At 58.6% G+C, this 26197-nt stretch carries 26 protein-coding genes and 1 pseudogene; 10 read left to right on the top strand and 17 right to left on the bottom strand.

Annotated elements, in window-relative coordinates; all coding sequences use genetic code 11:
* Window positions 1–146: 146 nt before the first annotated feature.
* The 5 genes from ACR0LN_RS10975 to ACR0LN_RS10955 all read left to right on the top strand — a co-directional run bounded on the left by ACR0LN_RS10975 (window position 147) and on the right by ACR0LN_RS10955 (window position 4063).
* Window positions 147–365, top strand: a complete 219-nt coding sequence (locus tag ACR0LN_RS10975) for a hypothetical protein (protein WP_480429731.1) — start codon at window positions 147–149, stop codon at window positions 363–365.
* Window positions 304–1023 carry a helix-turn-helix transcriptional regulator gene (locus ACR0LN_RS10970; RefSeq protein WP_480429729.1) on the top strand — a complete coding sequence of 240 codons (720 nt, stop codon included), beginning with the start codon at window positions 304–306 and terminating at the stop codon, window positions 1021–1023. Before ACR0LN_RS10975 ends, ACR0LN_RS10970 begins: the two co-directional genes overlap by 62 nt.
* Before the next feature lie 84 nt (window positions 1024–1107).
* Window positions 1108–1746: an acyl-homoserine-lactone synthase gene (locus ACR0LN_RS10965; RefSeq protein WP_480429727.1), complete on the top strand. Its 639-nt coding sequence runs from the start codon at window positions 1108–1110 to the stop codon at window positions 1744–1746.
* A 59-nt stretch (window positions 1747–1805) separates the two neighbouring features.
* Window positions 1806–3338 (top strand): ATP-dependent DNA helicase, encoded by a 1533-nt coding sequence (locus ACR0LN_RS10960; RefSeq protein WP_480429725.1) that lies wholly within the window; start codon window positions 1806–1808, stop codon window positions 3336–3338.
* On the top strand, window positions 3335–4063 hold the full coding sequence (locus ACR0LN_RS10955; RefSeq protein ID WP_480429723.1) for an SDR family oxidoreductase: 729 nt from the start codon (window positions 3335–3337) through the stop codon (window positions 4061–4063). Before ACR0LN_RS10960 ends, ACR0LN_RS10955 begins: the two co-directional genes overlap by 4 nt.
* Before the next feature lie 3 nt (window positions 4064–4066).
* Here ACR0LN_RS10955 and ACR0LN_RS10950 read toward each other — a convergent pair whose 3' ends face one another.
* From ACR0LN_RS10950 to trpS, 13 genes are all read right to left on the bottom strand, one after another.
* Window positions 4067–4834 carry a TIGR02186 family protein gene (locus tag ACR0LN_RS10950; RefSeq protein ID WP_480429722.1) on the bottom strand — a complete coding sequence of 256 codons (768 nt, stop codon included), beginning with the start codon at window positions 4832–4834 and terminating at the stop codon, window positions 4067–4069.
* Window positions 4835–4836: 2 nt separating this feature from the next.
* Window positions 4837–5757 (bottom strand): sulfite exporter TauE/SafE family protein, encoded by a 921-nt coding sequence (locus tag ACR0LN_RS10945; RefSeq protein WP_480429721.1) that lies wholly within the window; start codon window positions 5755–5757, stop codon window positions 4837–4839.
* Between the two features lie 239 nt (window positions 5758–5996).
* Entirely contained in the window at window positions 5997–6965 is a 969-nt protein-coding gene (locus tag ACR0LN_RS10940) for an ABC transporter permease (protein ID WP_480429720.1), read from the bottom strand.
* Window positions 6965–8062 (bottom strand): ABC transporter permease, encoded by a 1098-nt coding sequence (locus tag ACR0LN_RS10935; RefSeq protein WP_480429719.1) that lies wholly within the window; start codon window positions 8060–8062, stop codon window positions 6965–6967. The genes ACR0LN_RS10940 and ACR0LN_RS10935 overlap by 1 nt, the downstream gene beginning before the upstream one ends.
* Before the next feature lies 1 nt (window position 8063).
* A complete protein-coding gene (locus ACR0LN_RS10930) occupies window positions 8064–9593 on the bottom strand; it encodes an ABC transporter ATP-binding protein (RefSeq protein ID WP_480429718.1) in 1530 nt (509 codons plus the stop codon).
* An 85-nt stretch (window positions 9594–9678) separates the two neighbouring features.
* Complete coding sequence (locus tag ACR0LN_RS10925; RefSeq protein ID WP_480429717.1) at window positions 9679–10677, bottom strand: BMP family lipoprotein; 999 nt, start codon at window positions 10675–10677, stop codon at window positions 9679–9681.
* 160 nt (window positions 10678–10837) lie between these two features.
* Window positions 10838–11251, bottom strand: a complete 414-nt coding sequence (locus tag ACR0LN_RS10920) for a GNAT family N-acetyltransferase (RefSeq protein ID WP_480429715.1) — start codon at window positions 11249–11251, stop codon at window positions 10838–10840.
* Window positions 11248–11832 carry a tRNA (adenosine(37)-N6)-threonylcarbamoyltransferase complex dimerization subunit type 1 TsaB gene (tsaB, locus tag ACR0LN_RS10915; protein WP_480429714.1) on the bottom strand — a complete coding sequence of 195 codons (585 nt, stop codon included), beginning with the start codon at window positions 11830–11832 and terminating at the stop codon, window positions 11248–11250. Before tsaB ends, ACR0LN_RS10920 begins: the two co-directional genes overlap by 4 nt.
* The gene (locus tag ACR0LN_RS10910) at window positions 11822–12385 is read right to left on the bottom strand and encodes a NifU family protein (protein ID WP_480429713.1); all 564 of its coding nucleotides are present in this window, start codon (window positions 12383–12385) and stop codon (window positions 11822–11824) included. Before ACR0LN_RS10910 ends, tsaB begins: the two co-directional genes overlap by 11 nt.
* Window positions 12386–12454: 69 nt before the next feature.
* Window positions 12455–13048: a DsbA family protein gene (locus ACR0LN_RS10905; protein WP_480429711.1), complete on the bottom strand. Its 594-nt coding sequence runs from the start codon at window positions 13046–13048 to the stop codon at window positions 12455–12457.
* An 8-nt stretch (window positions 13049–13056) separates the two neighbouring features.
* Entirely contained in the window at window positions 13057–13512 is a 456-nt protein-coding gene (locus tag ACR0LN_RS10900) for a universal stress protein (protein WP_209195306.1), read from the bottom strand.
* Window positions 13513–13573: 61 nt separating this feature from the next.
* Window positions 13574–14437 carry a branched-chain amino acid aminotransferase gene (locus tag ACR0LN_RS10895; protein ID WP_480429710.1) on the bottom strand — a complete coding sequence of 288 codons (864 nt, stop codon included), beginning with the start codon at window positions 14435–14437 and terminating at the stop codon, window positions 13574–13576.
* 58 nt (window positions 14438–14495) lie between these two features.
* Complete coding sequence (gene trpS / locus ACR0LN_RS10890) at window positions 14496–15524, bottom strand: tryptophan--tRNA ligase (RefSeq protein ID WP_480429708.1); 1029 nt, start codon at window positions 15522–15524, stop codon at window positions 14496–14498.
* A gap of 86 nt (window positions 15525–15610) precedes the next feature.
* Between trpS and ACR0LN_RS10885 the strand changes: the two genes are divergently transcribed.
* Window positions 15611–16297, top strand: coding sequence for a rhomboid family intramembrane serine protease (locus ACR0LN_RS10885; RefSeq protein ID WP_480429706.1), 687 nt, complete (start codon window positions 15611–15613; stop codon window positions 16295–16297).
* On the opposite strand, the gene murJ is transcribed toward ACR0LN_RS10885, so the two are convergent.
* The 3 genes from murJ to ACR0LN_RS10870 are packed head-to-tail and all read right to left on the bottom strand — an operon-like array spanning window position 16298 to window position 21787.
* Window positions 16298–17839 carry a murein biosynthesis integral membrane protein MurJ gene (gene murJ / locus ACR0LN_RS10880; protein ID WP_480429705.1) on the bottom strand — a complete coding sequence of 514 codons (1542 nt, stop codon included), beginning with the start codon at window positions 17837–17839 and terminating at the stop codon, window positions 16298–16300. It lies immediately after the preceding gene.
* Complete coding sequence (locus ACR0LN_RS10875) at window positions 17836–20655, bottom strand: [protein-PII] uridylyltransferase (protein ID WP_480429704.1); 2820 nt, start codon at window positions 20653–20655, stop codon at window positions 17836–17838. The genes murJ and ACR0LN_RS10875 overlap by 4 nt, the downstream gene beginning before the upstream one ends.
* The gene (locus ACR0LN_RS10870; RefSeq protein WP_480429702.1) at window positions 20615–21787 is read right to left on the bottom strand and encodes a penicillin-binding protein activator; all 1173 of its coding nucleotides are present in this window, start codon (window positions 21785–21787) and stop codon (window positions 20615–20617) included. Before ACR0LN_RS10870 ends, ACR0LN_RS10875 begins: the two co-directional genes overlap by 41 nt.
* An 88-nt stretch (window positions 21788–21875) precedes the next feature.
* On the opposite strand from ACR0LN_RS10870, the gene rsmI reads away from it, so the two are divergent.
* From rsmI to gshB, 3 genes are all read left to right on the top strand, one after another.
* Window positions 21876–22733: a 16S rRNA (cytidine(1402)-2'-O)-methyltransferase gene (gene rsmI, locus ACR0LN_RS10865; protein ID WP_480429700.1), complete on the top strand. Its 858-nt coding sequence runs from the start codon at window positions 21876–21878 to the stop codon at window positions 22731–22733.
* Window position 22734: 1 nt separating this feature from the next.
* The gene (locus tag ACR0LN_RS10860) at window positions 22735–23106 is read left to right on the top strand and encodes a YraN family protein (RefSeq protein ID WP_480429698.1); all 372 of its coding nucleotides are present in this window, start codon (window positions 22735–22737) and stop codon (window positions 23104–23106) included.
* A gap of 61 nt (window positions 23107–23167) precedes the next feature.
* On the top strand, window positions 23168–24100 hold the full coding sequence (gene gshB, locus ACR0LN_RS10855) for a glutathione synthase (RefSeq protein ID WP_480429697.1): 933 nt from the start codon (window positions 23168–23170) through the stop codon (window positions 24098–24100).
* Here the strand turns inward: gshB and ACR0LN_RS10850 are convergent.
* Window positions 24097–24984, bottom strand: a pseudogene (locus ACR0LN_RS10850) (YifB family Mg chelatase-like AAA ATPase); the annotation flags it as partial. The gene gshB and the pseudogene ACR0LN_RS10850 overlap by 4 nt on opposite strands.
* 69 nt (window positions 24985–25053) lie before the next feature.
* On the opposite strand from ACR0LN_RS10850, the gene ACR0LN_RS10845 reads away from it, so the two are divergent.
* The gene (locus tag ACR0LN_RS10845) at window positions 25054–26172 is read left to right on the top strand and encodes a recombinase family protein (protein ID WP_480429695.1); all 1119 of its coding nucleotides are present in this window, start codon (window positions 25054–25056) and stop codon (window positions 26170–26172) included.
* Window positions 26173–26197: the final 25 nt, after the last annotated feature.

The following is a 26197-nucleotide window of genomic DNA, read 5'->3' as shown; positions in this document are numbered from 1 at the left end:
TTTTTGGAGATGAGCTCAATCTTTGCAAAGGGTTACCGACAGTGGGCCCACTGGTTTTGGGGAGTAGAAAGCAGTGAATAGGCAGAAAAATACTGCACATGTTATGGTTGTGTTAACCCTTCGTTAACTGTTTCAGAGAGACCCTGATGGCGCAGAATGAGTGGATACTGGACGTGTTGTCGGACCTCAACGCTTTCGCAGTTGAGAACGGTTTGATCGCGCTGGCCGAGCAGTTGGATGACACCAAACTGATCGCCGCAGCCGAGATCGCGTCCATGAAGGCTGAGGTACGGACGCCTGCGAATGGGAACAAAACTCGATATGAGCCAGGTCCTGGAGGACTTGGAAAACACCAACACGCTTGATGAACTAAGCAATGTCGCCGTCAGGCTGCGCGACCGGTTAAAGGTCGAACATCTCATTTATCATTGGGTCGATGGCGCCGGGGATCAATACGGCTATACGACCTATCCCGATGCCTGGGCCGAACGGTACCTTGAAAAGAACTACCACCGGATCGATCCGGTCATTCTGGGGTGTTTTCAGCGGTTCCACCCGGTTGATTGGAAAACGCTGGACTGGTCCAGCAAAGTAGCCAAAGCATTCCTGCAAGACGCTCAAAGCCACGGGGTTGGCAATCAAGGGTATTCGATTCCGATCCGGGGTCCGAACGGGCAATTCGCTTTGTTCACCGTCAACCATACCTGCGATGACGAAACTTGGCTGCGGTTCAAAGAACGGCATGGTCGCGAGCTGATCCTGATCGCGCATTACTTCAACCGAAAGGCGCTGGAGTTCGAAAGGGATCGTCAGCCCGAGTCGTCCCGCGGGCTGTCACCGCGCGAAGTGGACGCGATGACCTTGCTGGCGCTGGGCTATAGCCGGGCGCAGGTGGCACATTCGCTGTCAATTTCCGAGCATACCTTGCGGGTCTATATCGAAGGCGCCCGTGCCAAGCTCGGAGCGCAGAACACCACACACGCCATCGCCACGGCGCTCAGCCGAGGATTAATAGTGGTTTAAGAGGCGCGCGTCCTCAGAACGGGAAATTAACTATGACTTCGTACCCCCTTCGTTCCTGCACAGGACGACAAGGGGAAAAAAGTCATGTTGCGCTATCTGTATGCCGACGAACTGCACAAGTTTCCGGATCTCGCCGAGGGGATGTTCCGGGATCGTGCGGATCAGTTCAAAACCCGGCTGGGTTGGGACGTACACGTCAACGAAAAAGGAGAGGAGCGGGATCAGTATGATGATCTGAACCCACTCTATGTCATCTGGGAAGAGGAGGATGGCAGTCACGGTGGTTCAATGCGCGTGCTGCCAACCACCGGCCCAGTCATGGTAAATGAAGTGTTCGGCCACCTGAACCCCGGTAAACCGATCTGTAGCCCTCTGATCTGGGAGGTCACCCGGTTCTGCCTGTCCCGCACGGCCAGCCCGCACACGGCCGGGGCGATCATGTTAAGCGGTGGCGAGATGATGGAAGGGTTCGGCCTGACCCACATTGCCGGTGTCTTTGATGCACGGATGATTCGGATCTATCGGTTGATCGGATCTTCGCCAGAGGTTCTGGGATCGGAAGGGAAGGGGCGCGACCAAATTTCGGTCGGGTTGTGGCCCTATTCCGCAGACGATTGTAATCGTGTAGCCGAGCGCGCAGGCATCCCGCGCGAGCTGTCCCGGCTGTGGTTCAAGACTGCCTTCGGCATCGGACGGCAGCATCGGTTTGCGTTGTCCGCCTGATCGACGAAAACACCAATCCCTCTCTGGTGATAGCTGGCGCGGCCCTGTAGGGTCGCGCCATGTCTATACCCCCCGTAACCTTCTCTGACGATCAGGCCGCCGCCTTTGACAGCATTTCCGAGATGTTGAAATCGGCCGGTGTCGACCTGGATGACGACGCCCTGCTGAAACTACCCGGTGCGGGAAAGTCCGGTGTGATGGCGGTAATCGGCAAAGCGGGGTCGGGGAAAACGCTCTTACTGGCGGAACTCTATAAGGCTTTGGCGGAAACCGGGGCGCAGATCGTCTCAGGCGATTTCGAAAGCCGCAAGGCAAGGGAAAAGCGCAGCCTTGCCATCCTGGCGCCGACCAACAAGGCCGCCAGCGTGCTGCGCCTGCGCGGCGTTCCAGCGACGACCATTCACCGCATCCTCTACACCCCGGTCTATGACCCGGAATACGAACGCATCGCCGAATGGCTGGCGGGCAATGACGAACGGCCTGAGATCGAAGGCCTCACCGACGAAGCGCTCGACCGTGCGGCAGCGTTTTTTGAGAACAACAAATCCATCCCCGGCGCGCTGGCTGCCGCCGGGTTGCGGGGGTCGGACTTCATCACCGGCTGGAAACGCCGCGAGGAACCTTTGGATATCGGTTTTGTGGACGAAGCTTCGATGCTGGACGACCGGCAATTCGAGGACTTGCAGGAGATTTTCCCAACCCTTCTGTTGTTCGGCGATCCGGCGCAGCTGGCCCCCGTCAACCAATCGGGCAGCATGGTGTTCGAGGCGTTGCCGGAACCACGTAAACAGATTCTGCACCGGGTTCACCGTCAGGATGCCGATAACCCGATCCTTGACCTTGCCCACGCGCTGGCGGACCCTCAGATGGGGTTCGAAGACTTTGAGCGTCTTGTTAAACAGACCGCCCGGCAGGATGACCGCGTTATCTGGGGCCAACGTGTTGAAGTTGACCTGATGGCCCGCAGCCCGGTTCTGGTCTGGCGCAACGCCACGCGCATCCGCTTGATTCAGGCGTTCCGGCAGGTTCATGGCGCTCCGGAAACCGAATTGCTGGAAGGCGAACCACTGATCTGCGACGGCATCGAGTTGCCGTTGAAGCACCGCAAGAAACGGCTGGACCTTGAGGCGCGCGGGCTGATCAAGGGCGCTCAGGTCATCTATCTGGGGCCGGGGCGCAAGCCAGGGTTTTCTCGGCTACATGTAATGGGGGCCGAAGACCCACAGGTCAGCGCCGCCTCCATCGTCAAAATTGAAAAACCGGATGAGGAAGAGCCGTTTATTCCCTACGCCGCCCGAATGGGGGCGACCTTTCTGCATGGCGCGGCGGTGACCATTCACAAAGCGCAGGGCTCGCAATGGGATACGGTGCAGGTCTTTGCCCCCGACATCTACGCCGCCGCCCGCATGGGCCGGACCGAAGCGGGGCAGCCGCTGTGGAAACGTTTGGCCTATGTCGCCATCACCCGTGCTCAGGAACGCCTGATCTGGGTGGTTCGTAACCGGCTGGCGAAACCGACCTATCCGTTGCGCGTGGACGACCTGCGCTCCGTCCCGGCAGCTTCGCTGACATTGGAGGCTGAAGAAACATGAGTACCATCATCGTAACCGGCGCAAGCTCGGGCATAGGTCACGCCACGGCCGAGGTGTTTCTGGCCGAAGGCTGGACGGTTGGCTTGTTGGCCCGCAGTACCGATAAGTTGCATGACATGGCCTCGAACCGGGCAAACGCCATCCCGTTGGTCGCGGATGTAACGGATGCAGAGGCGGTTCAAGCGGCTTTCCTGACCTTTCAGGACAAGACCGGCCATCTGGATGTGCTGTTCAACAACGCTGGCATCTTCGCGCCCGGTGGCACGATTGATGAAATCGCGCTGGAGGACTGGTACCAAAGCGTCAATGTGAACCTGAACGGCATGTTCCATTGCGCCCGAGAGGCGTTTCGGATCATGCGCCACCAGTCCCCGCAGGGCGGGCGCATCATCAACAATGGCTCGATCGCGGCTTATGTTCCGCGTCCGAATTCGGTGCATTACTCGGCGACGAAGCACGCCATCACCGGATTGACCCGCAGCCTGTCTTTGGACGGGCGTGAGTTCGGCATCGCTTGTGGTCAGATTGATATCGGCAATGCGCGTACACAGATGGTTCAGGGGCTGGTCGAGGCAGCAGTTGAAGCGGGACAAAAGCCCGATCCGACCATGGCCGTCGAAGACGCGGCCCGGTCAGTTCTGCATATGGCGAAACTGCCACCAGAGGCCAACGTGCAATTCATGACCGTCATGGCGACGACGATGCCCTATATCGGGCGCGGTTAAGCGTCAGTTCTCGCGCAATAGACGGAATGCCGTGGACGCGCCCCAGCCCGCTGCAATCGCGATAACCAGCGACATCAGACCGTACCAGACGGGCTGCTGGCGGGACATGTTGTAAAGAAGCCGCTCAAGTCCGACTTTGCGGACATCAATCGTGGTTTCGTATCGCGAGACAACCTCGCCACCCCGTGTCAGAAAGATGCGCGCGGCATAGTCGCCTTCGGTCAAGTCGGCGGGCATCGCGATTGAGGTACGGAACAGGGTCTGCTCGTCCACCGCGACCGTGTTTTCGCGGATAGAGTACAAATCCTCGCTTTCGCGAATACGCACGACGGCATCCGCGAAATCCTGTGCCCCGCGAATGTGCATGGCAGCACCGACCGAGCGGATGGCACGTTCAATAGAAATCCGATAGCGCAGATCTTCGGTGTCGGTCAGGATGTCTTGGAACGGACCGCTGGTCGCGACGGCGTAGAAACTGGGGGCGGAATCGACAAGCACGCTGTCGGTATTGACCCAAATCCCTACTTTCCGTTCTTTGCGACGGACCATCACAGGGCTGGACGGCCCGGCCACGGCCACGATCACTTCAAGCGGCGGGCCGGGGGGAATTGGTGTTTCCCGCTTAACGGCCCCAAAGATCAGAATCTCAGACCCGTCGAAAGTTGCTGTGATGGCAACGCGATCCTGGCTAAGCCCCAGAACGACTTGTTCGTCCTCGGCAAAGGCTGGCGTGCAGCACAGAACCAGCAGGGCAATCAGGCGTTTCAGCATGATCAGTGTCCCCCGTCGGTGCCAAGGGAATACAGCTCGGACGGCTCGATCAGCAGATCCAGCGCCAGCTTGCCGCAGACCACCAGAACCAAAGCCGCCAACAGCACTCGCAGTTGCTCAGCCGGCATGCGCGCGCCGATCACTGTGCCGATCTGCGCGCCCACCACACCGCCGACCAGAAGTAGAACCGCCAGAACGATATCGACCGTGTAGTTCGTCGTCGCGTGCAGCATGGTGGTAAAGGCGGTCACGAAAATGATCTGAAACAGCGAGGTGCCGACCACAACCTTTGTGGGCATCCCCAGCAGGTAGATCATCGCAGGCACCATGATGAACCCGCCGCCAACACCCATGATGGCTGACAGGACGCCGACGCACAGCCCGACCAGAATCGGTGGAATGACCGAGATATACAGCCCCGACGTGCGAAAGCGCATCTTGAACGGCATCGCATGAACCCAGCCGCGCTGACGTCGTTTTGCCGGGGCTCCACCGCCCTTTTTCGCTTTGCGCAGCGCCCGCAGGCTTTCGATGAACATCAGGCTTCCGACGACGCCTAGGAAAACGACGTAGCACAACGTCACCAGCAGATCGACTTGACCCAGACTCTTGAGGTAGTTGAATACCACCACGCCAAGTGCTGCGCCCGTTAACCCTCCGACCAATAAGACCGTGCCCATTCGGAAATCGACCGTCCTTCGCCTGAAATGGGCCAGCACACCGGAAAAAGACGAGGCGACGATCTGGTTGGCTTCGGTCGCGACGGCGACTGCCGGGGGGATGCCGATGAAAAACAGCAGCGGGGTCATCAGAAACCCGCCGCCGACACCAAACATACCCGACAGGATACCGACCATCCCGCCCAGCCCCAGCAACAGGAAGGCATTGACGGAGACTTCGGCGATAGGAAGGTAAATCTGCATATTGGATTACCGGATGAAGTCAGACGGATCACGCAGAGCAATCCGGCCGGGCTGAACAATAAAAAGTGCCATGGGGCCGATGCGATCCTGTGATTCCAACGCCCTGTTAAGGGTGGGTCCAATCTCGGCTATCATCGGGAACACTCGCATACCCCTTTAGAACGGTTGCGGCATGCAAAATCAACTCTGCATGCCGCTCTGCAGCGAACAGGACTGAACTGAGTCCGAAACTGGACTTATCAGCGTTCTTTCACATAGGGTTCACCACCTGCACGCGGCGGGATGGCTTTGCCCACGAACCCGGCCAGAATGACCACGGTCAGGATGTAGGGCAGGGCGTCCATGACCTGCACCGGAATGACCACACCACCCAGATCAATGTTCTGGAACCGCAACGCGATCGCTTGCAGCAGGCCAAACAGCAGACAGGCCCACATAGCGTGCCATGGTCGCCATTTCGCAAAGATCAGTGCAGCCAGCGCAATGAACCCGCGCCCGGCTGTCATTTCCTTGACGAACCCGGCTTGCAGGGCGGTTGCCAAATATGCTCCGGCAATGCCGCAAAGTACGCCGCAAATGGCGACTGCCGCGAACCGCAAGCCGACGACCGAAACTCCAGCCGTATCCACCGCAGCCGGGTTTTCACCCACGGCTCGCAAGCGCAGGCCAAAACGGGTGCGATATAGAACCCACCACGTCAAGGGGACCATCAGGAAGGCCACATAAACCAGGATCGAATGGCCGGACAGCAGTTCGGAGTAGATCGGTCCAATGATGGGAACCCCACTCAGCGCATCTGCAAACGGGAAGTTGATCGGCTCAAACCGGCCTCCGCCAAACAGGGACGGGGTCCGACCGCCCTGTTGGAACCAGCTTTGGGCGATCAGCACCGTTAGGCCCGAGGCCAGAAAGTTGATGGCCACGCCCGAAATAAGCTGATTGCCGCGGAAGGTGATCGACGCCACCCCGTGCAGCGCAGACAAAACCAGCGATGCACCGATTCCCGCCAGCAGACCCAGCCAAACGGACCCTGTCACGGCTGCGACGGCCGCCGAGAAGAAGGCCGAGATCAGCATCTTGCCTTCCAGTCCGATGTCGAAAATACCCGCGCGTTCGGAATACAGCCCGGCCAGGCAGGCCAGCAACAACGGCGTGGCCAGACGGATGGTCGAATCGAAGACCTGGATGAGGGTAATGAAGAACTCCATCACTCGGCCCCTCTCTTGCGCAGGCTCAGGAACAGTTTCTCAAGCGGCATGCGAACCATGTTGTCTAGCGCTCCGGTAAACAGGATCACCAGCGCCTGAATGACCACGATCAGTTCGCGCGGGATCGACGTCCACAGGGCCAGCTCTGCCCCGCCCTGATAGAGGAACCCGAACAAAAGCGCGGCAAGGAACACGCCAAAAGGATGTGAGCGACCCATCAGCGCCACGGCGATACCGATAAAGCCCGCGCCCTCGGTCGAGTTGAGAACCAGCCGTTCCGCCTCACCCATCACGTTGTTGATCGCCATCATGCCTGCCAGAGCGCCCGAGATCAGCATAGCGACGATGGTGATGCGCACCGGCGAAATACCGGCATAGACAGCGCCTGTTTCTGAATGGCCATAGGCGCGGATTTCATAGCCCAGCCGCGTTCGCCAGATCAGCGCCCATACAACCACACAGGCCAGCACGGCCACGAAGAACGAGATATTCGCAGGAGCACCCCGGAAGACCACGTTTTCAGCGGTCGAGAACATCGACTGGAAGGTCGGCAGATGCACCGCCTCGGGGAACCGCGCAGTGGCCGGGTCCTGTGAGCCCTGCGGGCGCATCACGTTGACCAGCATATAGTTCAGGAAAGCTGCTGCGATAAAGTTGAACATGATCGTGGTGATCACGATGTGGCTGCCGCGTTTGGCCTGCAGATAGGCCGGGATCGCGGCCCATGCCGCACCGAACAGGGCCGCAGCACACCCGGCACCCAGCAGAGCTACGCTCCAATGCGGCCAGGGAATGTAAAGGCAGACCATAGCAACGCCCAGCCCGCCCAGCATCGCTTGACCTTCACCGCCGATGTTGAACAGCCGCGCGTGGAAGGCCACCGCAACCGCAAGCCCTGTGAACATGAAATTCGTCGCATAGTAGAGCGTATAGCCCCAGCCATAGGTCGACCCCAGCGCGCCAGTGACCATCAGGTTCACCGCCTCGACAGGGTTTTCACCGATGGCAATGATTACCAGCGCCGAAAGGATTGTGGCCAACATCAAGCTGATCACCGGGATCAGCACTACGTCGGCCCATTTGGGCATTTTGTCCATCTTACGCGGCCTCTCCCGCAACACCGGCCATCAGCAGACCCAGTTCTTTTTCATCCGTCTCGGCGGGCAGACGCTCACCCATGATATGTCCGTCAAACATCACCGCGATCCGGTCCGATAGCGAGAAGATTTCCTCCAACTCGACCGAGACCAACAGGATCGCCTTGCCCTGATCGCGCAGGGCGACGATCTGTTTGTGAATGAATTCAATCGCGCCGATGTCGACACCGCGCGTCGGCTGGCCGACCAGCAGCAGGTCGGGGTTCCGCTCAATCTCACGCGCGACGACGATCTTCTGCTGGTTGCCGCCCGAGAAGCTTTTGGCCGTAAGCCAGCCATTGGGCGGGCGCACGTCGAATTTCTCGATCTTGGCTTCGGTATCGGCGCGCAGTGCGGCGTTATCCATGAAGATGCCGCGGTTGTATGCCGGGTCACGGTGATAGCCGAAGGCCACGTTTTCCCAGGCGTGGAAATCCATGATCAGACCTTCACGCTGGCGGTCTTCTGGCACGTGGGCGATGTGTTGCGCGCGACGTGCCTGACCGTCTGATCCGGCCCCGCTGAGCGCCAACGGTGCGCCGTTCAGCTTGATCGAGCCCTGACCGGGACGCATTCCGCCCAGAACCTCCAGCAGTTCCGACTGGCCATTGCCTGCAACACCGGCGATGCCGACGATCTCACCGGCGCGGACGGTCAGGTCGATGCCTTTGACCCGCTCGACACCCGCGCTGTCAAAGACTTGCAGGTTTTCGATTTCCAGAATGGGTTTACCCGGTTTTGCAGGCACCTTGTCCACCTGCAGCAGCACCTTGCGGCCCACCATCAACTCGGCCAGTTCTTCAGGGCTGGTCTCGGCGGTCTTGACCGTCGCCGTCATCTGCCCGCGCCGCATGACCGAGACCGTATCGGTGTTTTCCATGATCTCACGGAGTTTGTGCGTGATCACAATGATCGTTTTCCCCTCGGTGCGCAGCCGGTCGAGGATACGGAACAACTGATCGGCCTCAGAGGGTGTCAGAACCCCGGTGGGTTCGTCCAGAATGAGGATCTCGGCCTTGCGATACAGCGCCTTCAGGATTTCAACCCGCTGCTGCATCCCAACACCGATCTCATCGATGCGCTTGTCGGGATCGACGAACAGTTCGTATTCTTCTTCCAGCGCTTTCAGTTCTTTGCGCGCCTTCGCCAGCGACGGGGCCAGCATGCCGCCATCCTCGGCGCCTAGAACTATGTTTTCCAGAACGGTGAAATTCTCGACCAGTTTGAAATGCTGGAACACCATCCCGATGCCCGCAGCAATCGCCGCCTGACTGTCAGGGATGTCGGTCTTGGTGCCGTTGATCCAGATCTCTCCTTTGTCGGCTTTGTAAAACCCGTACAGAATGCTCATCAGCGTGGATTTGCCCGCACCGTTTTCGCCGATGATCCCGTGGATCGTGCCGGGGGCGACGCTGATGGAAATGTCTTTGTTGGCCTGAACCGGCCCAAAGGCTTTGGAAATCCCTTTGAGCTCAATGGCGGGGACTGTCATGTCTTGTCCTCAATTGCCGAAGGGGCCGCAATCGGCGCGGCCAAGTGGGTACGAGGCGGAGGTCAAACCCCCGCCCCGTGTGATATCAGAACTGCAGTGCGGGGCAGCTGTCGTTCTCGTAATAGCTGACCACGGTGACGTTTCCGTTGATGATGTCGCTGCGTGCGTCTGCGACGGCCGAGCTCATCTCTTCACTCACCAGTTCGGCGTTGTTTTCATCCATCGCCACTCCGACGCCTTCTTGCGCCAGACCCATGGTGAATACGCCGGTTTCGACATCCTCGCCCGCTTTCATCGCGTCATAGACAGCAACGTCTACGCGCTTGAGCATGGAGGTCAGAACCTTGCCCGGGTGCAAATGGTTCTGGTTGCTGTCCACACCAATCGAAAGGATGCCCTCATCGGCGGCGGTTTGCAGCACGCCGACACCAGTACCGCCAGCGGCAGCATAAATCACGTCAGCGCCTTGGCTGATCTGTGCCTTGGTCAGTTCGGAACCTTTAACCGGGTCGTTCCATGCAGCCGGGGTTGTGCCGGTCATGTTGGCGACGATGTTGATGTCAGGGTTCACAGCCTTGGCACCCTGCGCATAGCCGCAGCCAAAGTGGCGGATCAGCGGGATGTCCATGCCACCGATGAAACCAACAGTACCGGTTTTTGAGGCCATAGCCGCCATCATGCCGACAAGATAAGAACCTTCGTGTTCGGCAAAGCTGACCTGACGGATGTTTGGTGCGTCCAGCCAGTTCACGTCAACGGCGACGAATTTTGTATTCGGGTAATCAGCGGCAACTGCGGCCAGCGGATCGGCCATTGCAAAACCCATAGTGATGACCGGATTGGCGCCGGCTTCGGCAAAGCGACGCAGCGCTTGTTCACGCTGGGCTTCGGACTGAAGTTCGATTTCACGATAGGTCTGGCCGGTTTGTTCGGCCCAACGCTGCGCGCCGTTATGCGCGGCTTCGTTGAACGACTTGTCGAACTTGCCGCCCAGATCGAAGATCAGGGCCGGTTCGGCCAGGGCCGCGCCCGCAGTCAGCGCGACGGCGGCGGCAGCGCCCATCAAGGATTTCATCAGGGTCATTTCATACTCCCGTGTTGTTATTGTCGGTCGCGGCCAAGATAGCCACGTTTACCCACTGTGAGCGAGCATAACTGTTGTGATGGCGGGAATTAAGGGCGTTTGCAACCGGTGCGGTCAACAGATTATTGACCAACTGGTCGAAAAAGTTTGGCTGGAATGCTCAGTTTAGATTGCGCGTCATGACGATGGCGTCAATTTTCTCTTCATTTTCGCGGAGATAGTAGGCTTTGCGCCGACCACAGGCGACATACCCGCAACGTTCGTACAGCGCGAGGGCCTGCAGGTTATCTGCCGCAACGTCCAGAAGGGCGCGGGCTGCGCCCAAACTTTTGGCCTTTGCCTGCCAATCCTGCATACAACGCAGGGCCAAACCCTTGCGCTGATGGTCGGGATGTGTGGCAATCGTCAGCAATTCCGCTTCGTCCGCGATCACTTGAAACAGGGCGAAAGAGTCAGCGCTGCCAATGACATGGGTAAATTGGTTACCCAGAAGGTCAGCGAATTCGTCAGCCGTCCATGGACGTGACTGGGTGAAGGCAGCCGCGTGCGTATGGGCAAGTTCCTGCGGGGTCATTCGTCCAGCAATACAGGCGGGATGTCTTTCGACGGGGCCGCATCCGCGGGCCGCACATACAAGGGGGCTGGGGGTTCGGCCACGTTCGACCATCTTTGGGCCGTCAAACGAGCAATGGAACGGACCTGCAGATCAGGATCGTCGTTCAGGATCAACGGCCCGAGTGATTCTGCCTGTTTTTGCGGCACCAGAGCAGGCGTTTGACCCGGTTGGCTGACATAGACCTGATCGCGCGGCGCGCGGATGGCAGGCAAACCGCCCCCGGTTTGGACCAACGCTTCAAAGCCGGATACGCCCACGGCCGGAACGCCAAGGCCCAATGCCAAACCGCGTGCGGCGGAAACCGAGATGCGGATGCCGGTGAAATTCCCCGGCCCAATTCCGACTCCGATTGCGGTTAGATCGCCCCACGCGAAACCGGCCTCGGCCAGAACCTCTTCAAGCAAGGGCATCAGCCGTTCGGCCTGACCGCGCGACATGGGTTCGACGCGCGAAACGATGATGCTGTCACCCTGCAACAAAGCGGCCGCGCTATGCGCGGCCGATGTATCAAACGCCAGAATGAGCGGGTCAGACGGCAACGGGGCGAACCTCGGTCACTTCGGGGATGTAGTGACGTAACAGGTTCTCGATCCCCATTTTCAGTGTCAGGGTCGAGGACGGACAGCCCGCGCAGGCCCCCTGCATGTGCAGGTAGACAACGCCGCGGTCAAATCCGTGGAAGGTGATGTCACCACCGTCTTGGGCCACTGCAGGCCGCACGCGGCTGTCCAGTAGGTCTTTGATCTGGTTGACGATTTCTGCGTCTTCGCCAGTATGCTCGGCGTGACCCGAGGCAGCCGCCGCATCAGCGCCCATGACGGGCTGGCCGGATTGGTAATGCTCCATCACGGCGCCCAGAATTGCGGGTTTGATGTGATCCCACTGAACGTCGTCCGCTTTGGTCACGGTTACGAAGTCATTGCCAAAGAATACGCCGGTTACGCCGCTTACCGCAAAAATCCGTTTGGCCAAGGGCGATTTCTCACCCGCTTCCGCCGTTGGAAAGTCTGCTGTGCCAGCCTCCAGCACGGTTTGACCGGGCAGGAATTTCAGCGTTGCAGGGTTCGGCGTGGATTCTGTTTGAATGAACATGGCACGGCTCCGTATCAGTTGTTCCTGATATGCGGGTCCGGGCCGGGGAAGTCAAGATTTGGAACGATTCTAAATTTCAGCCGCCAGTTGCAGCGCGTCATCGAGCCGGTCGTCACCCCAGAACAGCTCTTCCGCCACCAGAAAACTGGGGGCTCCGAAAATCCCCTTGGCTTGCGCGAGTTTCGTCTGTTCCATCAGGGCGGCCTTGATCGCGGGATCGTGGCATCGGGCCAGTGTTTCGGCGGGCAGGCTGGCTTGCGACAGGCAATCAATCAGCACCTGATCGTCCGAGATATTCTGCCCATCGACGAATTGAGCCGCATACACGGCGCGGACAAAGGCCGCCCTTTGAGGGTGGGTCTCAATTGTCAGGACCAGCCTCGCCGCCTTTAATCCGTTTTGCGGAAAAGGATCAGGCCGCGAGAATTGCAAGCCGCGTTGGGCTGACAACCGTTCCATGTCCCGCCACATATAGCGCCCCTTGGCCGGGTAAATGTTGAACGGCGAATTGTCCCAGCCTTGCGCAGCGAAAATAGGGCCCAGAAGGAAGGGGTGCCATTCAACAGCGATCCCGTGCTGTGCCGCCAGATCCTCGATCCGCATCGCGCTGAGGTATGAATAGGTCGACGCGAATTCGAACCAGAACTGGATGCTACGCGTCATGGGCGGCCTCAGGTGATCTCTTCCAGCTTTTCCTTGCTCAGATCACCGGGAACAATTGTGATCGGGATCGGCAAACTGCCCGAGTTCTTGGTCAACTGCGTGACCAGTGGCCCGGGACCTTTCTTCTCAACGCCGGCACCCAGCACCAGGACACCGATTTCGGGGTCTGACTGCACGTGTTCGATGATCTGCGGAACCGGGTCGCCTTCTCGGATCGCCAGTTCGGGATCAACGCCCTGTTTGTCGCGCATCCATTTGGCGAACACTTCGTAATGGGCGTGTATCCGTTCGCGGGCCTCTTCGCGCATAACCTCGGCCACGCCGATCCAGTGGTTGAACTCATCCGGTGGAATCACCGACAGGATGGTGACACCGCCCCCGGTATGGGCAGCGCGCATGGCGGCAAAGCGCATCGCGTTCAGGCATTCGCGACTATCATCCAGAACGACCAGGAATTTGCGCATGAAGTGTCCTCAGTTATTTCTGGCGATCATGCCCGACCAAATGCGTGCTGGCAACCAGAGGTTAGCGCGTGCTTAGTGCCCAGTCCCAATACAGTTCACGCGCCCGTCGGGTGATAGGGCCGACCTGATACCGCGTTTCTTCCAGCGCTGTGACAGGTGTAATCTTGTGCATGTTGCCAGTCATGAAGACCTCATCCGCCTTGTGGAAATCCTCAAAGCTAAGGGCGGTTTCGTGCACCGTAACCCCATCGGCGCGCAGGTTTTTCATGTGACGCGCGCGGGTGATTCCAGCCAGAAAGGTGCCGTTTGGGGCGGGGGTGAACACCTCGCCGTCGCGGACCATGAAGATGTTGGTCGTCGCCGTTTCAGCAACGTGGCCAAGAGCGTCGGCCACCAAGGCGTTCGAAAACCCCCGACCGCGCACCTCGTGCAGCATGCGCGCGTTGTTGGGATAAAGGCACCCGGCCTTGGCATTCACCACTGACGATTCCAAAACCGGACGGCGGAATTGCGTGTATCCAAGCGTGACCGAGGCAGCTTCGGGCGCCATTGGAATCTCTTCTAGGCAGACGGCGAAGCCGGTGCTGTTTTCCTGCGGGACAATTGCAGTGGCGTCACCGTCGATACCCCAATACATCGGACGGATATAGACGGCCGGGTCGGTACCGTATGTGGACAGCCCCTCGTGGATGACCTCGACCATTTGCTCGGTGGTTATGAATGGCGTCAGCATCAATGCCTCGGCCGAGCGGTTCACGCGGGCGCAATGTGCCTCAAGATCAGGGGTTATGCCGTCGAAATAGCGCGCACCGTCAAAAACCGAAGACCCAAGCCATGCGCCATGATCAGCGGCCCGCATGATGGGTGCGTCCCCGTCGTGCCACTGACCATCAAAATAAGTACGGATATTCTTGCCGACTGCCATGACGCCCTCCCAAGCTTTGCGCAAACCTAGGAAGGCGCTGAGGCAACGTCCAGAGCAATCAGCCCTGTTTCGCGCCCACCATGCCCACGATTTCGTAGGTCTGCTGCAGGATCGGAGCCGCAAGCGCCCGTGCCTTTTCCGCGCCTTTGGCCAGAATGCGGTCAATCTCGGCTTCTTCGCTCATCAGGCGGGCCATCTCGGTCGAGATTGGCGACAGTTTCGATACGGCCAATTCTGCCAACATTGGCTTGAACTCTCCGAATTGCTTGCCCCCGACCTCGGCCAGCACCTGATCGACCGACTGATCGTTGAGCGCGGCGTAGACATTCACCAGATTGCGGGCTTCGGGGCGATCTTCCAGACCTTTGGCTTCGGAGGGCAGGGCGTCGGGGTCTGTCTTGGCCTTGCGGATTTTCTTGGCGATCGCGTCGGCATCATCGGTCATGTTGATGCGGCTCATATCCGAGGGATCGGATTTTGACATCTTTTTCGAACCATCCCGCAAGCTCATGACACGGGTGGCCGCACCTTCGATAACGGGCTCTGTGATTGGAAAGAAATCTACGCCGAAATCGTTGTTGAACTTGATCGCGATGTCGCGGGTCAGCTCCAGATGCTGTTTTTGATCCTCACCTACAGGCACGTGGGTGGCGTGATAGATCAGGATATCTGCTGCCATCAGTGCCGGGTACGCAAACAGACCCAGCGAGGCGTTCTGCTGGTTCTTGCCCGCCTTGTCCTTCCACTGGGTCATGCGCTGCATCCAGCCCATTCGGGCGACGCAGTTGAAGATCCATGCCAGCTGTGCGTGTTCGGGCACCTGGCTTTGGTTGAACAGGATAGATTGTTCTGGGTCGATGCCGGCAGCGATAAACCCGGCGCACAGCTCACGCGTGTTGTGGGTCAGCGCAGCAGGGTCCTGCCAGACGGTGATCGCGTGCAGATCGACCATGCAATAGATGGTCTCGAATTCGGCACCCTGCATATCGACAAAGCGTTTCATCGCGCCCAGATAATTGCCCAGGGTCAACCCGCCGGACGGCTGGATGCCGGAAAACACGCGCGGTGTGAACTGGGATTGGGTCATCGAAGGGAACTCCCGTCTGGAAAAATCAGCCCCCGTCGCTTACCCATGAGGCCAAGAGACGTCAACAGCCGCGAAAGGCCAGCCCAATGAGCAGTGAGAATTATACACCCGCCGTGAACCCCTTGCCCCCAGTGGTGGTGGCGTTGGTGCTGTTCATCATGGGGGTGGAACTGGCCTTTACGCTGGGCACACGTGGGTTGATCGGAGGGCCAACGGCGGTGGGCTGGCGGCCTCTTGCTATCGATCACTACGCATTTTTTGTTAGTCAATTTGATCGAATGTTAGAGATCGGTGATTGGCAGATCGGTTCCCTGATGCGGTTGGTTACCTACCAATTTGTTTCGGATTCTTTCACTCAAGCAGTGTTCGTGTGCGTCTTCATTTTAGCCTTAGGTAAAATGGTGGCCGAAGTTTTTGGTAGCCTTCCTATGCTATTGATCTTTGTACTATCTGGCATTGGCGGTGGGATTCTCTACGCCTTGATGTTGGAGCCTGGCACCTATCTGGTTGGTGGCTTCCCGTCAGTTTACGGCCTGATCGGAGCCTTCACGTGGCTACTGTGGCGCAAGTTGTCGTTGGTTGGAGAAAATCAACACCGTGCGTTCGGGTTGATTGCCGTCTTGATGGGCATCCAACTGGTTTTTGGCCTGCTATTCGGAGGCACGTCCAGATGGGTGGCCGATCTGGGCGGGTTTGCCACCGGGTTCGGCCTGTCCTTCTTTCTGGCGCCGGGCGGTTGGGCGCGGATCGTTGGGCGCATACGCCGCGACTGATCACGACCGGCGCAGGGCCTTTCGGAATTCAGAGACTTCGAACGCGCCGAACAGATGGCCCAGGAAGAAATAGCTGGCCGCGGCTACCTTGATCAGGATGATCAATGCCAGATAGCGCCAGCCCGGCAATTCGAAAGTCCAGCCGAACAGGTGAATGGCGGCGAGAAGTACGGCACCCATCCCCAGCGATGCCCCCACAATGCGCCACGCCCGACGTTTGAAACTGTCGTCGAACCGGGCCTCTTCGCCCATGCGACGTGCGCCGAGGATCAGCAGCCCGACCATCACCCATCCGGCGGCTGAGGCCGCAATGGCAGGGGCGATCCACCCGATCAGAGAGTACAGACCAAAGGCCAGTCCGGCATTCACCACCATCGCGACCACCGCATAGTGGAACGGCGTCCGCGTATCCTCGCGGACAAAATAGAGCGGTTGCAGCAGTTTTTGCAGCATGAAGGCGGGCAGGCCGATGCCGTAGATCGCCACGGCCAGCGCCGTGGCTGCGGTGTCTTCGGTGCTGAACTGTCCGCGCTCAAACAGGACGGAAACCAACGGGTTCGGCAGGATCACAAACGCCACGGTCGAAGGGATTGTCAGCAACAGCGTGAACTCGCCCGCGCGGGAAAAGGCATTGCGGGCACCGTCTTTGTCTCCGGCTCTAAGACGGCGTGACAGGTCGGGCAGCAGCACGATGCCGACGGCAATACCCACCACGCCCAGAGGCAATTGGTATAACCGATCCGCCGCAAACAGCCAGCTGACCGCTTTCTCGGTTTTCGAGGCCACCAGCTGACCCACCACAAGATTGACCTGCGTGACACCCATCGCCAATGCCGCGGGAACGGCAATGCGCACCATGTGACGCATTTCAGGGCTGAGTTTTGGCAGGCCGGGCCGGATGCGAATGCCCGCGCGCTCGGTCGCCACCCAGACCAGCGCAAGTTGCGCGATCCCTGCCAATGGAATGACCGTGATCAGCCAGCGGATGACTTCTCCCCCCATGGCGGCGCCGGCGATCAACGCCGAGCAGGCAAATATGTTCAGCAATACGGGCGCGGCAGCGGCGGCCGCAAAGCGGCCCGTGGCGTTCAAGACGCCGGAAAACAAAGCCGCCAACGACATGAACAGGATGTAGGGGAAGACGACGTACCCGTAGTCAACCGCCAGATCGAACCGTTCATCGCCATAGAACCCCTCGGCGGTGACCCAAACCAACGCGGGCATGAACACCATCGCCAGGCCGACCAGCGCCAAAACGGCCACGGCCAGCAGGTTGAACGCATCTTGCGCGAAACCTTCGGCGTTCTCATCCCCCTCCAGCCGTTTGGAGAACATCGGCACAAAGGCCGCGTTGAACGCACCTTCGGCAAAGAAACGGCGGAACATATTGGGCAGACGGAAGGCAGCAACGAACGCATCCATCACCGGCCCAGGTCCTATATAGGCGGTCAGCAGGATTTCCCGCAGAAAGCCTAAAATACGGCTGGCAAGCGTCCAGAACCCAACCGTAAACAGGCCTGAAAACAGCCGAATCTGCTTCATGAGGCCGCGCGCTCAGCACCTTCGGCGATGGCTTTGCGCAGTTTACCCTCAAGCGTGCGCTGCTTGCTTTCCGAATGGTACTTCAACCCGAACATGTCCTTGACGTAGAAGGTGTCCACCACCTGCTCACCATAGGTCACGATTACTGCGTTGGCGATGTAAACATTGGCTGCGGCCAGCGTTCGGGTCAGGTCGTACAACAGGCCTGGACGGTCACGAGTGTCGACCTCGATGATCGTGTAAATCTCGGACCCGTCATTGTCGAAGGTGATGTGGGTCGGCACGTTGAAGGCGCGCTCGCGCTTCTTAATCTTATCGCGGGATTTCAGCGCCTCGCGGGCGACCACCTCGCCTTTCAGCGTCTTGTGGATCATCTGGGTCAGACGCGGCAGGCGGCTGGCCTCGAACGGGTGGCCCTCGGCGTCCTGTATCCAGAACGCGTCGGTCACGTAGCCGTCCTTGGTCGTATAACTGCGCGCATCCACGACGTTCGCCCCGACCAGAGCCAAGGCTCCGGCGATCCGTGCGAAAATCCCCGGATGGTCGCCCATCGCAAAACAGGCGCGCGTGGCGTCGCGGTCTTCGTCCGGGTGCAGACGGATTTCCATGTCACCGGGGTCGCCACTGTGCTCCAGCGTCCGCAGCATTTCGGCGAATTCCACATGGGTGGACAGGTTCAGGCCCTGCCAATAAGGCGGGTAATGCCGTCCGGTTTCGGTTTTGAGGTCTGCTTTCGACCAATCCGCCAGTTCCGCCCGCAGAGCTTTTTTGGCCTCAGTCCCGCGATTGGCACGGTTGAGGTCTTCCATCCCGGTTTCAAGCGCACGCTTGGTTTCGGCATGCAGCGCGCGCAGCAGGGTGGCTTTCCAGTTGTTCCACGTATCTGGCCCTACGCCGCGAATGTCGCAGACGGTCAGAACCGTCAGCAGGTCCAGCCGTTTCACCGTTTTCACCGCCTTGGCAAAATCGCGCACTGTGCGCGGGTCAGAAATGTCACGCTTCTGCGCCATATCCGACATCAGCAGATGATAGCGCACCAGCCATTCCACGGTTTCCGAGTCCGCTTTGTTCAGCCCCAGCCGCGGAGCGACCTTACGGGCAATCTGCGCGCCCAAGATCGAGTGATCTTCGGGCCGCCCTTTGGCGATGTCATGCAACAGCAGAGCCACGTAAAGCACCTTGCGGTTCACTCCGCCCTTCAGGATCGAGGACGCGAGCGGCAGCGATTCCACTAACTCTCCGCGCTCAATCTGGGCGAGGTTGACGATGCACTGAATGGTATGCTCGTCCACCGTATAGCTGTGATACATGTTGAATTGCATCATTGCCACGATGTGTTCGAACTCGGGCAGGAAAGCCGATAGAACGCCCAACTCGTTCATCCGACGCAGGGCGCGTTCGGGGTTGCCGTGTTTCAGCATCAAATCCAGAAAGATGCGCTGCGCCTCGCGGTTTTCGCGCATGTCTTCATCGATCAGGTTCAGGTTGGCCGTCACCAGTCGCATCGCGTCCGGGTGGATCAGCATGCCCGTGCGCAGGCCTTCTTCGAACAAGCGCAGTAAGTTCAGCTTGTCAGACAGAAATGTGTTCGGATCGGCCACGTCCAACCGGCCATGCACAACCTTGTAGCCCGCCTTGACCCGAGGGCGGCGACGTAAAATCCGATCCAGCAAAGCCTCGCCCTTCAGATGCGATGCTTCCAGCTTGGTCAGGAAGATACGGGTCAATTCACCCACATAAGTTGCCTCGCGGAAATAGCGCTGCATGAAAACCTCAACCGCGCGGCGTCCGGCCCGGTCTTCGTAGCCCATGCGATCTGCCACCTCGACCTGTAGGTCAAAGGTCAGCTGTTCGGTCGCGCGCCCTGTGACCAGATGCAGATGCGACCGCACCGCCCAAAGGAAATCTTCGGCCTTGACGAAGGTCTTAAATTCATCGCGTGTAAACAGCCCCAATGGCACCAGTTCTGCCACATCCTGAACGCCGTAAATATACTTGGCGATCCAATAGAGCGACTGCAGGTCGCGCAGCCCGCCCTTGCCCTCTTTGACATTGGGCTCGACCATATAGCGCTGGCCCTGCTTTTTGTGCCGTTCGTCGCGTTCCTGCAGCTTGGCTTCGATGAACTGCCGCTCGCTGCCTTTGAACAGATCAGTCTTCAGACGGCTTTCCAGATCGTGCGCAAGCTCGGTGTCCCCGGCGAGATACCGTTGTTCCAGCATGGCGGTGCGGATGGTGAAGTCCTCGGACCCTAGCCGCAGGCAATCCTTGATCGTGCGCGAGGAATGACCAACCTTCAGTCGCAAATCCCACAGTATATAGAGCATGGATTCGATCACACTCTCGGCCCAGGCGGTGATTTTGTACGGGGTCAAGAACAGCAGGTCGACGTCTGATGCAGGCGCCATTTCCCCGCGCCCATACCCGCCCACGGCCAGCACTGCGATCTTTTCTCCACGGGTGGGTGTGGCCAGCGGGTGCAAGTCTTCACTCGACACCTTCATGGCAGTGCAGACAAGCCCGTCGGTCAGGTAGGTGTACGACCGGGTCAGCGGCCGCGCGTCGAAGGGGCGTTTGGCAAAGGCATCGGCAATTGCCTGACGCCCAGCTTTCTGGGCCTCACGCAGTATGCGCACGGTCTCATTCCGGCGTGCAGCGTTTTCCGAGGTTTTGTCGAAGGCTTCCGACAGCTGTGCCATGACGGCGGCACTGTCGAAAATTTCGTCGGCGGGGCAAATCAGCTCACCCTTTGGGGTCAGCGACAGGCCCGGTCGATCAGAAACCGGCGCCTGAGAAGCTTTGTGGGGCAGGGTCAATCACTACTACCTGTTTATTCTGGATCGTGGCAACGGCCAGACCGCGTTCATTGGTGCCGTTCGGACGCAGGCGGAAGATGCCGCCGACGCCTTGGAAACCGGCGTTTTGTGTCAGCGCCGAGGCGGTCAGCGCGTTGGATTTGCCTTGTGACACCAAGGTGGCGATAGCGGCAATGCCGTCATATGCAAGTCCGCTGATTGGGTGCGGTGCCTCGCCATATGTATTATTATACCGCTGGCGATACTCCTGCGCTCTGATTTGGTCTGGAAGTGCGAACCAGCCACCCTGCAACCCGGGCAGCTCAAGAGTCTGAGCGGGAATGTTCCAACGCGCTAACCCGATGTACTGAGTTGAAGCCGGAGAGATACCCGCTTCCGGCAAGAGTTGGCTATAAAATGATAACGCACCGGCCGTAGTTGAGGTCAGGAAGATCGAGTCCGCGCCAGAAGAGTCTACTGTGGCCTTGATCGTAGGCACCGAGTTAATGACCCCCTGTTGTGACCTGTCGTAGCCAACGGACCCGGCATTAGCCACACGGCTTTTCGCCAGCGCGTTCGAGATTGCAGCTTGCCCCAATTGTCCGGCGGCGTCATTGCTGTGAATGATAACCATTCCAGTCTTGCCTTGGCGACCGGCAAAGTCGACGAGACGATTGGCCGTATTTTCGAACGTGTATCCTAAAACAAATACATTCCCGCCAGCGATGGTGGTATTATTCGAAAAAGAAAGGACGTTGACGCCGCTACTGAGTGCGGCGAGGCCAGCAGAATTGGTGGCTTGGGAATAAAGCGGACCGAGGATAATCTTCGCCCCATCTGCAACAGCCTGTTGCGCCACCTCGGCAGCGGTATTCGAGCTGCCTTGCGTGTCATAGACACGCAGATCGATGTCCACGTTTTGCAGATCGGCCATCGCCAGACGCGCCGCATTTTCCAAGCTGCGGGCCAAGGCTGCGTCACCAGCCTGTCCCGATCCCGCGGGTACCAGCAGAGCAACTGGGACCGGTTCAGACGCGTTGATCGACGGCCCCCCGCCAATGTTGCCAACTTCACATGCGGTCAAAAACGCGGCGGTGGCCAGCACGGCGGCGGTACGCGCCAGTTTGCGAACGGGCTTGCAAACGGTAAACATCTGAATGAAAACTCCCTGTCCCGGCGGCTTGGGGTACCACCAATCTATTGCGCCGCGATAATAAACGTCACGCTGTGAGGGTCCAGCTTTGAATTTCCAAAAAGTCAGATTGGGCGCTGGCCTGTATTTTGTTGCCACTCCGATTGGAACTGCGCGCGACATTACGCTCAGGGCGCTGGATGTGCTGGCCTCGGCCGATGTGATCGCCGCCGAAGACACCCGCAGCCTGCGCCGTTTGATGGAGATTCATGGCGTTCCGCTCGAGGGGCGGCGCATACTGGCCTATCACGACCACAGTGGTGCGGGCGCGCGTGGTAAGATTCTGGATGCATTGGCTGAAGGGAAATCCGTGGCCTATGCGTCCGAGGCTGGAATGCCGCTGATTGCTGATCCCGGATACGATCTGGGACGGCAGGCGGCTGAGTCTGGGCATATCGTGACATGCGCGCCGGGGCCGTCGGCGGCGCTGATGGCGCTGACGCTGGCTGGATTGCCGACAGATGCATTCTTTTTCGCGGGTTTTCTGCCGAATGCGTCCGGTGCGCGCCGGTCCCGAATCGAGACGCTACGTGACGTGCCTGGCACGTTGGTGTTCTACGAATCGCCGAAGCGTGTCGCGGCCTGCCTGTCGGATTTGGCCGAGGTTCTGGGCGAAGACCGTTCCGCCGCGATGTGCCGTGAGTTGACCAAGAAGTTCGAAGAGGTCCGGCGAGGGTCGCTGGGCGAGCTCGCCGCCGACTTGCAGGGGCAAACGGTCAAAGGTGAAATTGTCCTGCTAGTGGATCGCGGCCATTCGGAAACTGTTAACGAATCCGACATAGAAGAGGCTTTGAAGCGGGCCTTGGAAACTCATTCTGTAAGGGACGCGGCGGATCTGGTGTCGCAAATGTATAAGCTGCCGCGCCGTCCGATTTACCAGAAGGCTCTGAAACTAGGAAAGGGATGACATGATCGCGCGATCCGTCCGAAGTTCGGTTTCCTACCACGCCGGACGAGCGGCGGAGCAGCAGGTGGCTTCCGAGTATGAACGGCTCGGGTTTTCAATCGTGCATCGTCGCTGGCGCGGGGCCGGAGGAGAGATCGACCTGATCGCCCGAAATGCAGACGGCGTGGTGTTTATCGAGGTCAAGAAAAGCGCCAGTTTTGAGGCTGCCGCAGCCCGGATCAGCCGCCGCCAGATGGATCGCATCTGTGCATCGGCCGCGCAGTTTCTGGAAACCGAACCCGGCGGGCAGCTGACAAATGCCCGGTTCGACGCTGCCTTGGTGGACGCGTCAGGGGCTGTTCAAATCATCGAAAACGCCTTTGGTCAGGCTTGATCCCCATTGAACCCCAGGGCGCGCTGGGCCATGTATCTGGCGTGAAACTGAGGGACACGCCATGAAAATCGCCTTTCAGATGGACCCGATCGGGGCCGTAGATATCAACGCAGACAGCTCATTTCGGTTGGCAGAAGAGGCGCAGGCGCGCGGGCACACTCTGTTTTTCTACAGCCCTGACCATCTGGCCTATCAAGAAGGGCGCATCACTGCGCGCGGCCATGACATGAAAGTCCAGCGCGTCGCGGGGAACCCAGCTGAACTTGGGCCAGAGCGCGAGGTTGATCTGGCCGAATTCGACGTGATCTGGCTGCGTCAGGACCCCCCGTTTGACATGCACTACATCACGTCGACCCACCTGTTGGACCGCCTGAAAGGCCAGGCGCTGGTGGTCAACGATCCGTTCTGGGTGCGTAACTACCCGGAAAAGCTTCTGGTTCTGGATTTTCCTGACCTGACGCCGCCAACGACGATTGCGCGCGACCTGCAGACCATTAAGGCATTCAAGGAAAAGCATGGGGATGTGATTCTGAAGCCGCTTTATGGCAATGGCGGCGCGGGCGTGTTCAGGCTGGACGCGAATGACCGCAACCTGACGTCGCTGCACGAGCTATTCACCGGCTTCTCGCGCGAGCCTCTGATCGTGCAGAAATTTCTGCCCGATGTCAGCAATGGCGACAAGCGTGTGATTCTGGTGGATGGAGAGCCGGTTGGCGCGATTAACCGGGTTCCGGCGGCGGGTGAGACACGCTCGAATATGCATGTGGGCGGGCGTCCTGAGAAAATTGGCCTCTCTGATCGGGATATGGAAATCTGCGCAGCGATTGGGCCACTGCTGAAAGAAAAGGGTCAGATTTTCGTCGGGATTGATGTGATTGGCGACTATCTGACCGAAATCAACGTAACCTCTCCGACCGGCATTCAGGAGCTGGAGCGGTTTGACGGCGTGAACATCGCCGAAAAGATCTGGCAGGCAATCGAGGCCAAACTTTAAGACGCGACCTTGGCGCTGATGCGAAAGCTCAGCGCCTCGGCCACATGCGGGCGTCGGACATCCGGCGCGCCGTCCAGATCGGCGACCGTGCGCGCCACGCGAAGAATGCGGTGAAAGGCGCGGGCCGACAGGCCGAACCGTTCGGCGGCTTTCAGCAACAATTCCTTCCCTTCTGCGTCAGGGGTGGCGATCTCTTCCAACACTTTGCCCTCGACATCGGCGTTCTGACGGGTTCCGGGCGTACTACCAAACCTCTCGGCCTGAATGGCCCGCGCCGCTTCGACACGTGCGGCGACGGTGGCCGAGCTGTCACCGGATGGCGGCAGGTCCAAGTCGGTAAACCCGACCGGAGGGACCTCGATCCGCAAATCGAACCGATCCATAAGAGGGCCGGATATGCGGCCCAGATAATCCTCGCCACACACTGGCGCGCGCGAGCACGCGCGGGAGGGATCGGTCAGGTATCCGCATTTGCAGGGGTTGGCCGCAGCCACCAGCATGAATCGGCAGGGGTATTTCACATGGGCGTTCGCACGGGCGACCATGACCTCGCCGGTTTCAATCGGTTGGCGCAGGGTTTCCAGCACGGTGCGGGGAAATTCGGGGAATTCATCCATGAACAACACGCCGTTATGGGCCAGCGAAATCTCTCCGGGTTTGGCCCCTTTGCCACCGCCAACGATCGCAGCCATTGAGGCCGTATGGTGCGGTTCGCGAAACGGGCGTGTACGGCTGATGCCGCCTTCGTCCAGCAATCCACACAAGGATTGTATCATAGATGTTTCCAGCGCCTCGGTCGGGGTCAGCGGCGGCAGGATACCCGGCAGGCGCGCGGCTAGCATCGATTTGCCAGACCCCGGAGTGCCGATCATGATAACATTGTACCAATTGTTTCACATAGTGTAATAAGCTGGATAGTACTGCATTTGATTGTCTAAGGATCGCGAACGCCGATGCCCAAAACCAATGGTCAACAGTTCCAGTCGAGCAAGAGAAAGGCGATCTCCTATGTTCGAATGTCGACCGATGCTCAATTAAAAGGAAACTCGCTTCAGCGACAAATAAAGTTGACCGAGGCCTACTGTGAGCAAAACAATCTTGAACTAGTGGACGAACTCCGCGACATCGGGGTTTCGGGGTACTCCGGAAAAAATTTCGAGAAAGGTGCGCTAGGAGTTTTCGTCGACGCGCTCCGTAAAAATAAAATTGACCCGCAAACGATTTTGTTGGTGGAGAACCTAGACAGATTATCGAGACAAGAGCCCCTTACCGCAATCACTCAGTTCAACGAAATTCTTTCTTACGGGATTGAGATACATACGCTTTTCGATAACCAAGTCTATACGAAATCAAATTTGGGGTCGAACATAGGCCTGTTGTTCTTGTCTATCGGGCAAATGATCAGGGCTCACGATGAATCCAGAACTAAGTCCCAAAGGTTGAAAGCTGCGTGGGAGAAGAAACGCCAAAATCCCGAAACTTACTTAACAGCAAAAACACCAAACTGGATCGTCGCCGTAAAAGACGAGAATGGACAAGTTTTAAGATACGAACTTGACCCAACTGAAGCCAAAGCTATCCGAAAGATTTTCGAGTTAACTATCAACCAAAATATGGGCTCATTTGCGATAACTCGATACTTGAACGCCAATATTGCTGAGTACCCCAAGAAAAAGTCATCACGACAGGATGCTATCGCAGGTTGGGGAGATTCTTACGTCAAGAAAATCCTCCGTTCTCCAACCGTATTTGGAGAGTTCCAGCCCATGAGAATTATTGATGAGAAAAGAGTGCCTGCAGGCAAACCCATCTCAGACTATTACCCTGCTGTGATCTCCGAAGCAGAGTTTAGACTCGCTCAAGATATGCAGACGCAGCGAACCATCAATGGTCGTGGACGCGTTGGAAAGGGATTTCCCAACATTTTTATGGGACTAGCAAAATGCTGGAAATGCCACTCGTCACTCAGGTATCGAGATCGTGGTGATAGGCCCAAGGGTACCATCACTGAGAACGGCGGTGAGAAAGTCGACCACGGTAGCGGCGGGATAACCCTGCTGCGGGCGGCGTAAAAGTCGTCCATCTTTGCCCTTCTTT

Source organism: Ruegeria sp. AA6 (assembly GCF_056542865.1).
This window is presented reverse-complemented; position numbering and strand designations above follow the sequence as displayed.

Excerpts from the sequence above, each read along its gene's own strand:
- ACR0LN_RS10870 (WP_480429702.1), bottom strand. The coding sequence starts at position 21,787 with ATGTTTACCGTTTGCAAGCCCGTTCGCAAACTGGCGCGTACCGCCGCC.
- ACR0LN_RS10885 (WP_480429706.1), top strand. The coding sequence starts at position 15,611 with ATGAGCAGTGAGAATTATACACCCGCCGTGAACCCCTTGCCCCCAGTG.
- ACR0LN_RS10930 (WP_480429718.1), bottom strand. The coding sequence starts at position 9,593 with ATGACAGTCCCCGCCATTGAGCTCAAAGGGATTTCCAAAGCCTTTGGG.
- ACR0LN_RS10905 (WP_480429711.1), bottom strand. The coding sequence starts at position 13,048 with ATGACGCGTAGCATCCAGTTCTGGTTCGAATTCGCGTCGACCTATTCA.
- ACR0LN_RS10925 (WP_480429717.1), bottom strand. The coding sequence starts at position 10,677 with ATGACCCTGATGAAATCCTTGATGGGCGCTGCCGCCGCCGTCGCGCTG.
- ACR0LN_RS10960 (WP_480429725.1), top strand. The coding sequence starts at position 1,806 with ATGTCTATACCCCCCGTAACCTTCTCTGACGATCAGGCCGCCGCCTTT.
- ACR0LN_RS10965 (WP_480429727.1), top strand. The coding sequence starts at position 1,108 with ATGTTGCGCTATCTGTATGCCGACGAACTGCACAAGTTTCCGGATCTC.
- ACR0LN_RS10895 (WP_480429710.1), bottom strand. The coding sequence starts at position 14,437 with ATGGCAGTCGGCAAGAATATCCGTACTTATTTTGATGGTCAGTGGCAC.
- ACR0LN_RS10860 (WP_480429698.1), top strand. The coding sequence starts at position 22,735 with ATGATCGCGCGATCCGTCCGAAGTTCGGTTTCCTACCACGCCGGACGA.
- murJ (WP_480429705.1), bottom strand. The coding sequence starts at position 17,839 with ATGAAGCAGATTCGGCTGTTTTCAGGCCTGTTTACGGTTGGGTTCTGG.
- ACR0LN_RS10935 (WP_480429719.1), bottom strand. The coding sequence starts at position 8,062 with ATGGACAAAATGCCCAAATGGGCCGACGTAGTGCTGATCCCGGTGATC.
- gshB (WP_480429697.1), top strand. The coding sequence starts at position 23,168 with ATGAAAATCGCCTTTCAGATGGACCCGATCGGGGCCGTAGATATCAAC.
- ACR0LN_RS10945 (WP_480429721.1), bottom strand. The coding sequence starts at position 5,757 with ATGCAGATTTACCTTCCTATCGCCGAAGTCTCCGTCAATGCCTTCCTG.
- ACR0LN_RS10845 (WP_480429695.1), top strand. The coding sequence starts at position 25,054 with ATGCCCAAAACCAATGGTCAACAGTTCCAGTCGAGCAAGAGAAAGGCG.
- ACR0LN_RS10955 (WP_480429723.1), top strand. The coding sequence starts at position 3,335 with ATGAGTACCATCATCGTAACCGGCGCAAGCTCGGGCATAGGTCACGCC.
- ACR0LN_RS10975 (WP_480429731.1), top strand. The coding sequence starts at position 147 with ATGGCGCAGAATGAGTGGATACTGGACGTGTTGTCGGACCTCAACGCT.
- ACR0LN_RS10970 (WP_480429729.1), top strand. The coding sequence starts at position 304 with ATGGGAACAAAACTCGATATGAGCCAGGTCCTGGAGGACTTGGAAAAC.
- ACR0LN_RS10920 (WP_480429715.1), bottom strand. The coding sequence starts at position 11,251 with ATGACCCCGCAGGAACTTGCCCATACGCACGCGGCTGCCTTCACCCAG.
- trpS (WP_480429708.1), bottom strand. The coding sequence starts at position 15,524 with ATGACCCAATCCCAGTTCACACCGCGCGTGTTTTCCGGCATCCAGCCG.
- ACR0LN_RS10950 (WP_480429722.1), bottom strand. The coding sequence starts at position 4,834 with ATGCTGAAACGCCTGATTGCCCTGCTGGTTCTGTGCTGCACGCCAGCC.
- ACR0LN_RS10940 (WP_480429720.1), bottom strand. The coding sequence starts at position 6,965 with ATGGAGTTCTTCATTACCCTCATCCAGGTCTTCGATTCGACCATCCGT.
- ACR0LN_RS10900 (WP_209195306.1), bottom strand. The coding sequence starts at position 13,512 with ATGCGCAAATTCCTGGTCGTTCTGGATGATAGTCGCGAATGCCTGAAC.
- ACR0LN_RS10910 (WP_480429713.1), bottom strand. The coding sequence starts at position 12,385 with ATGTTCATTCAAACAGAATCCACGCCGAACCCTGCAACGCTGAAATTC.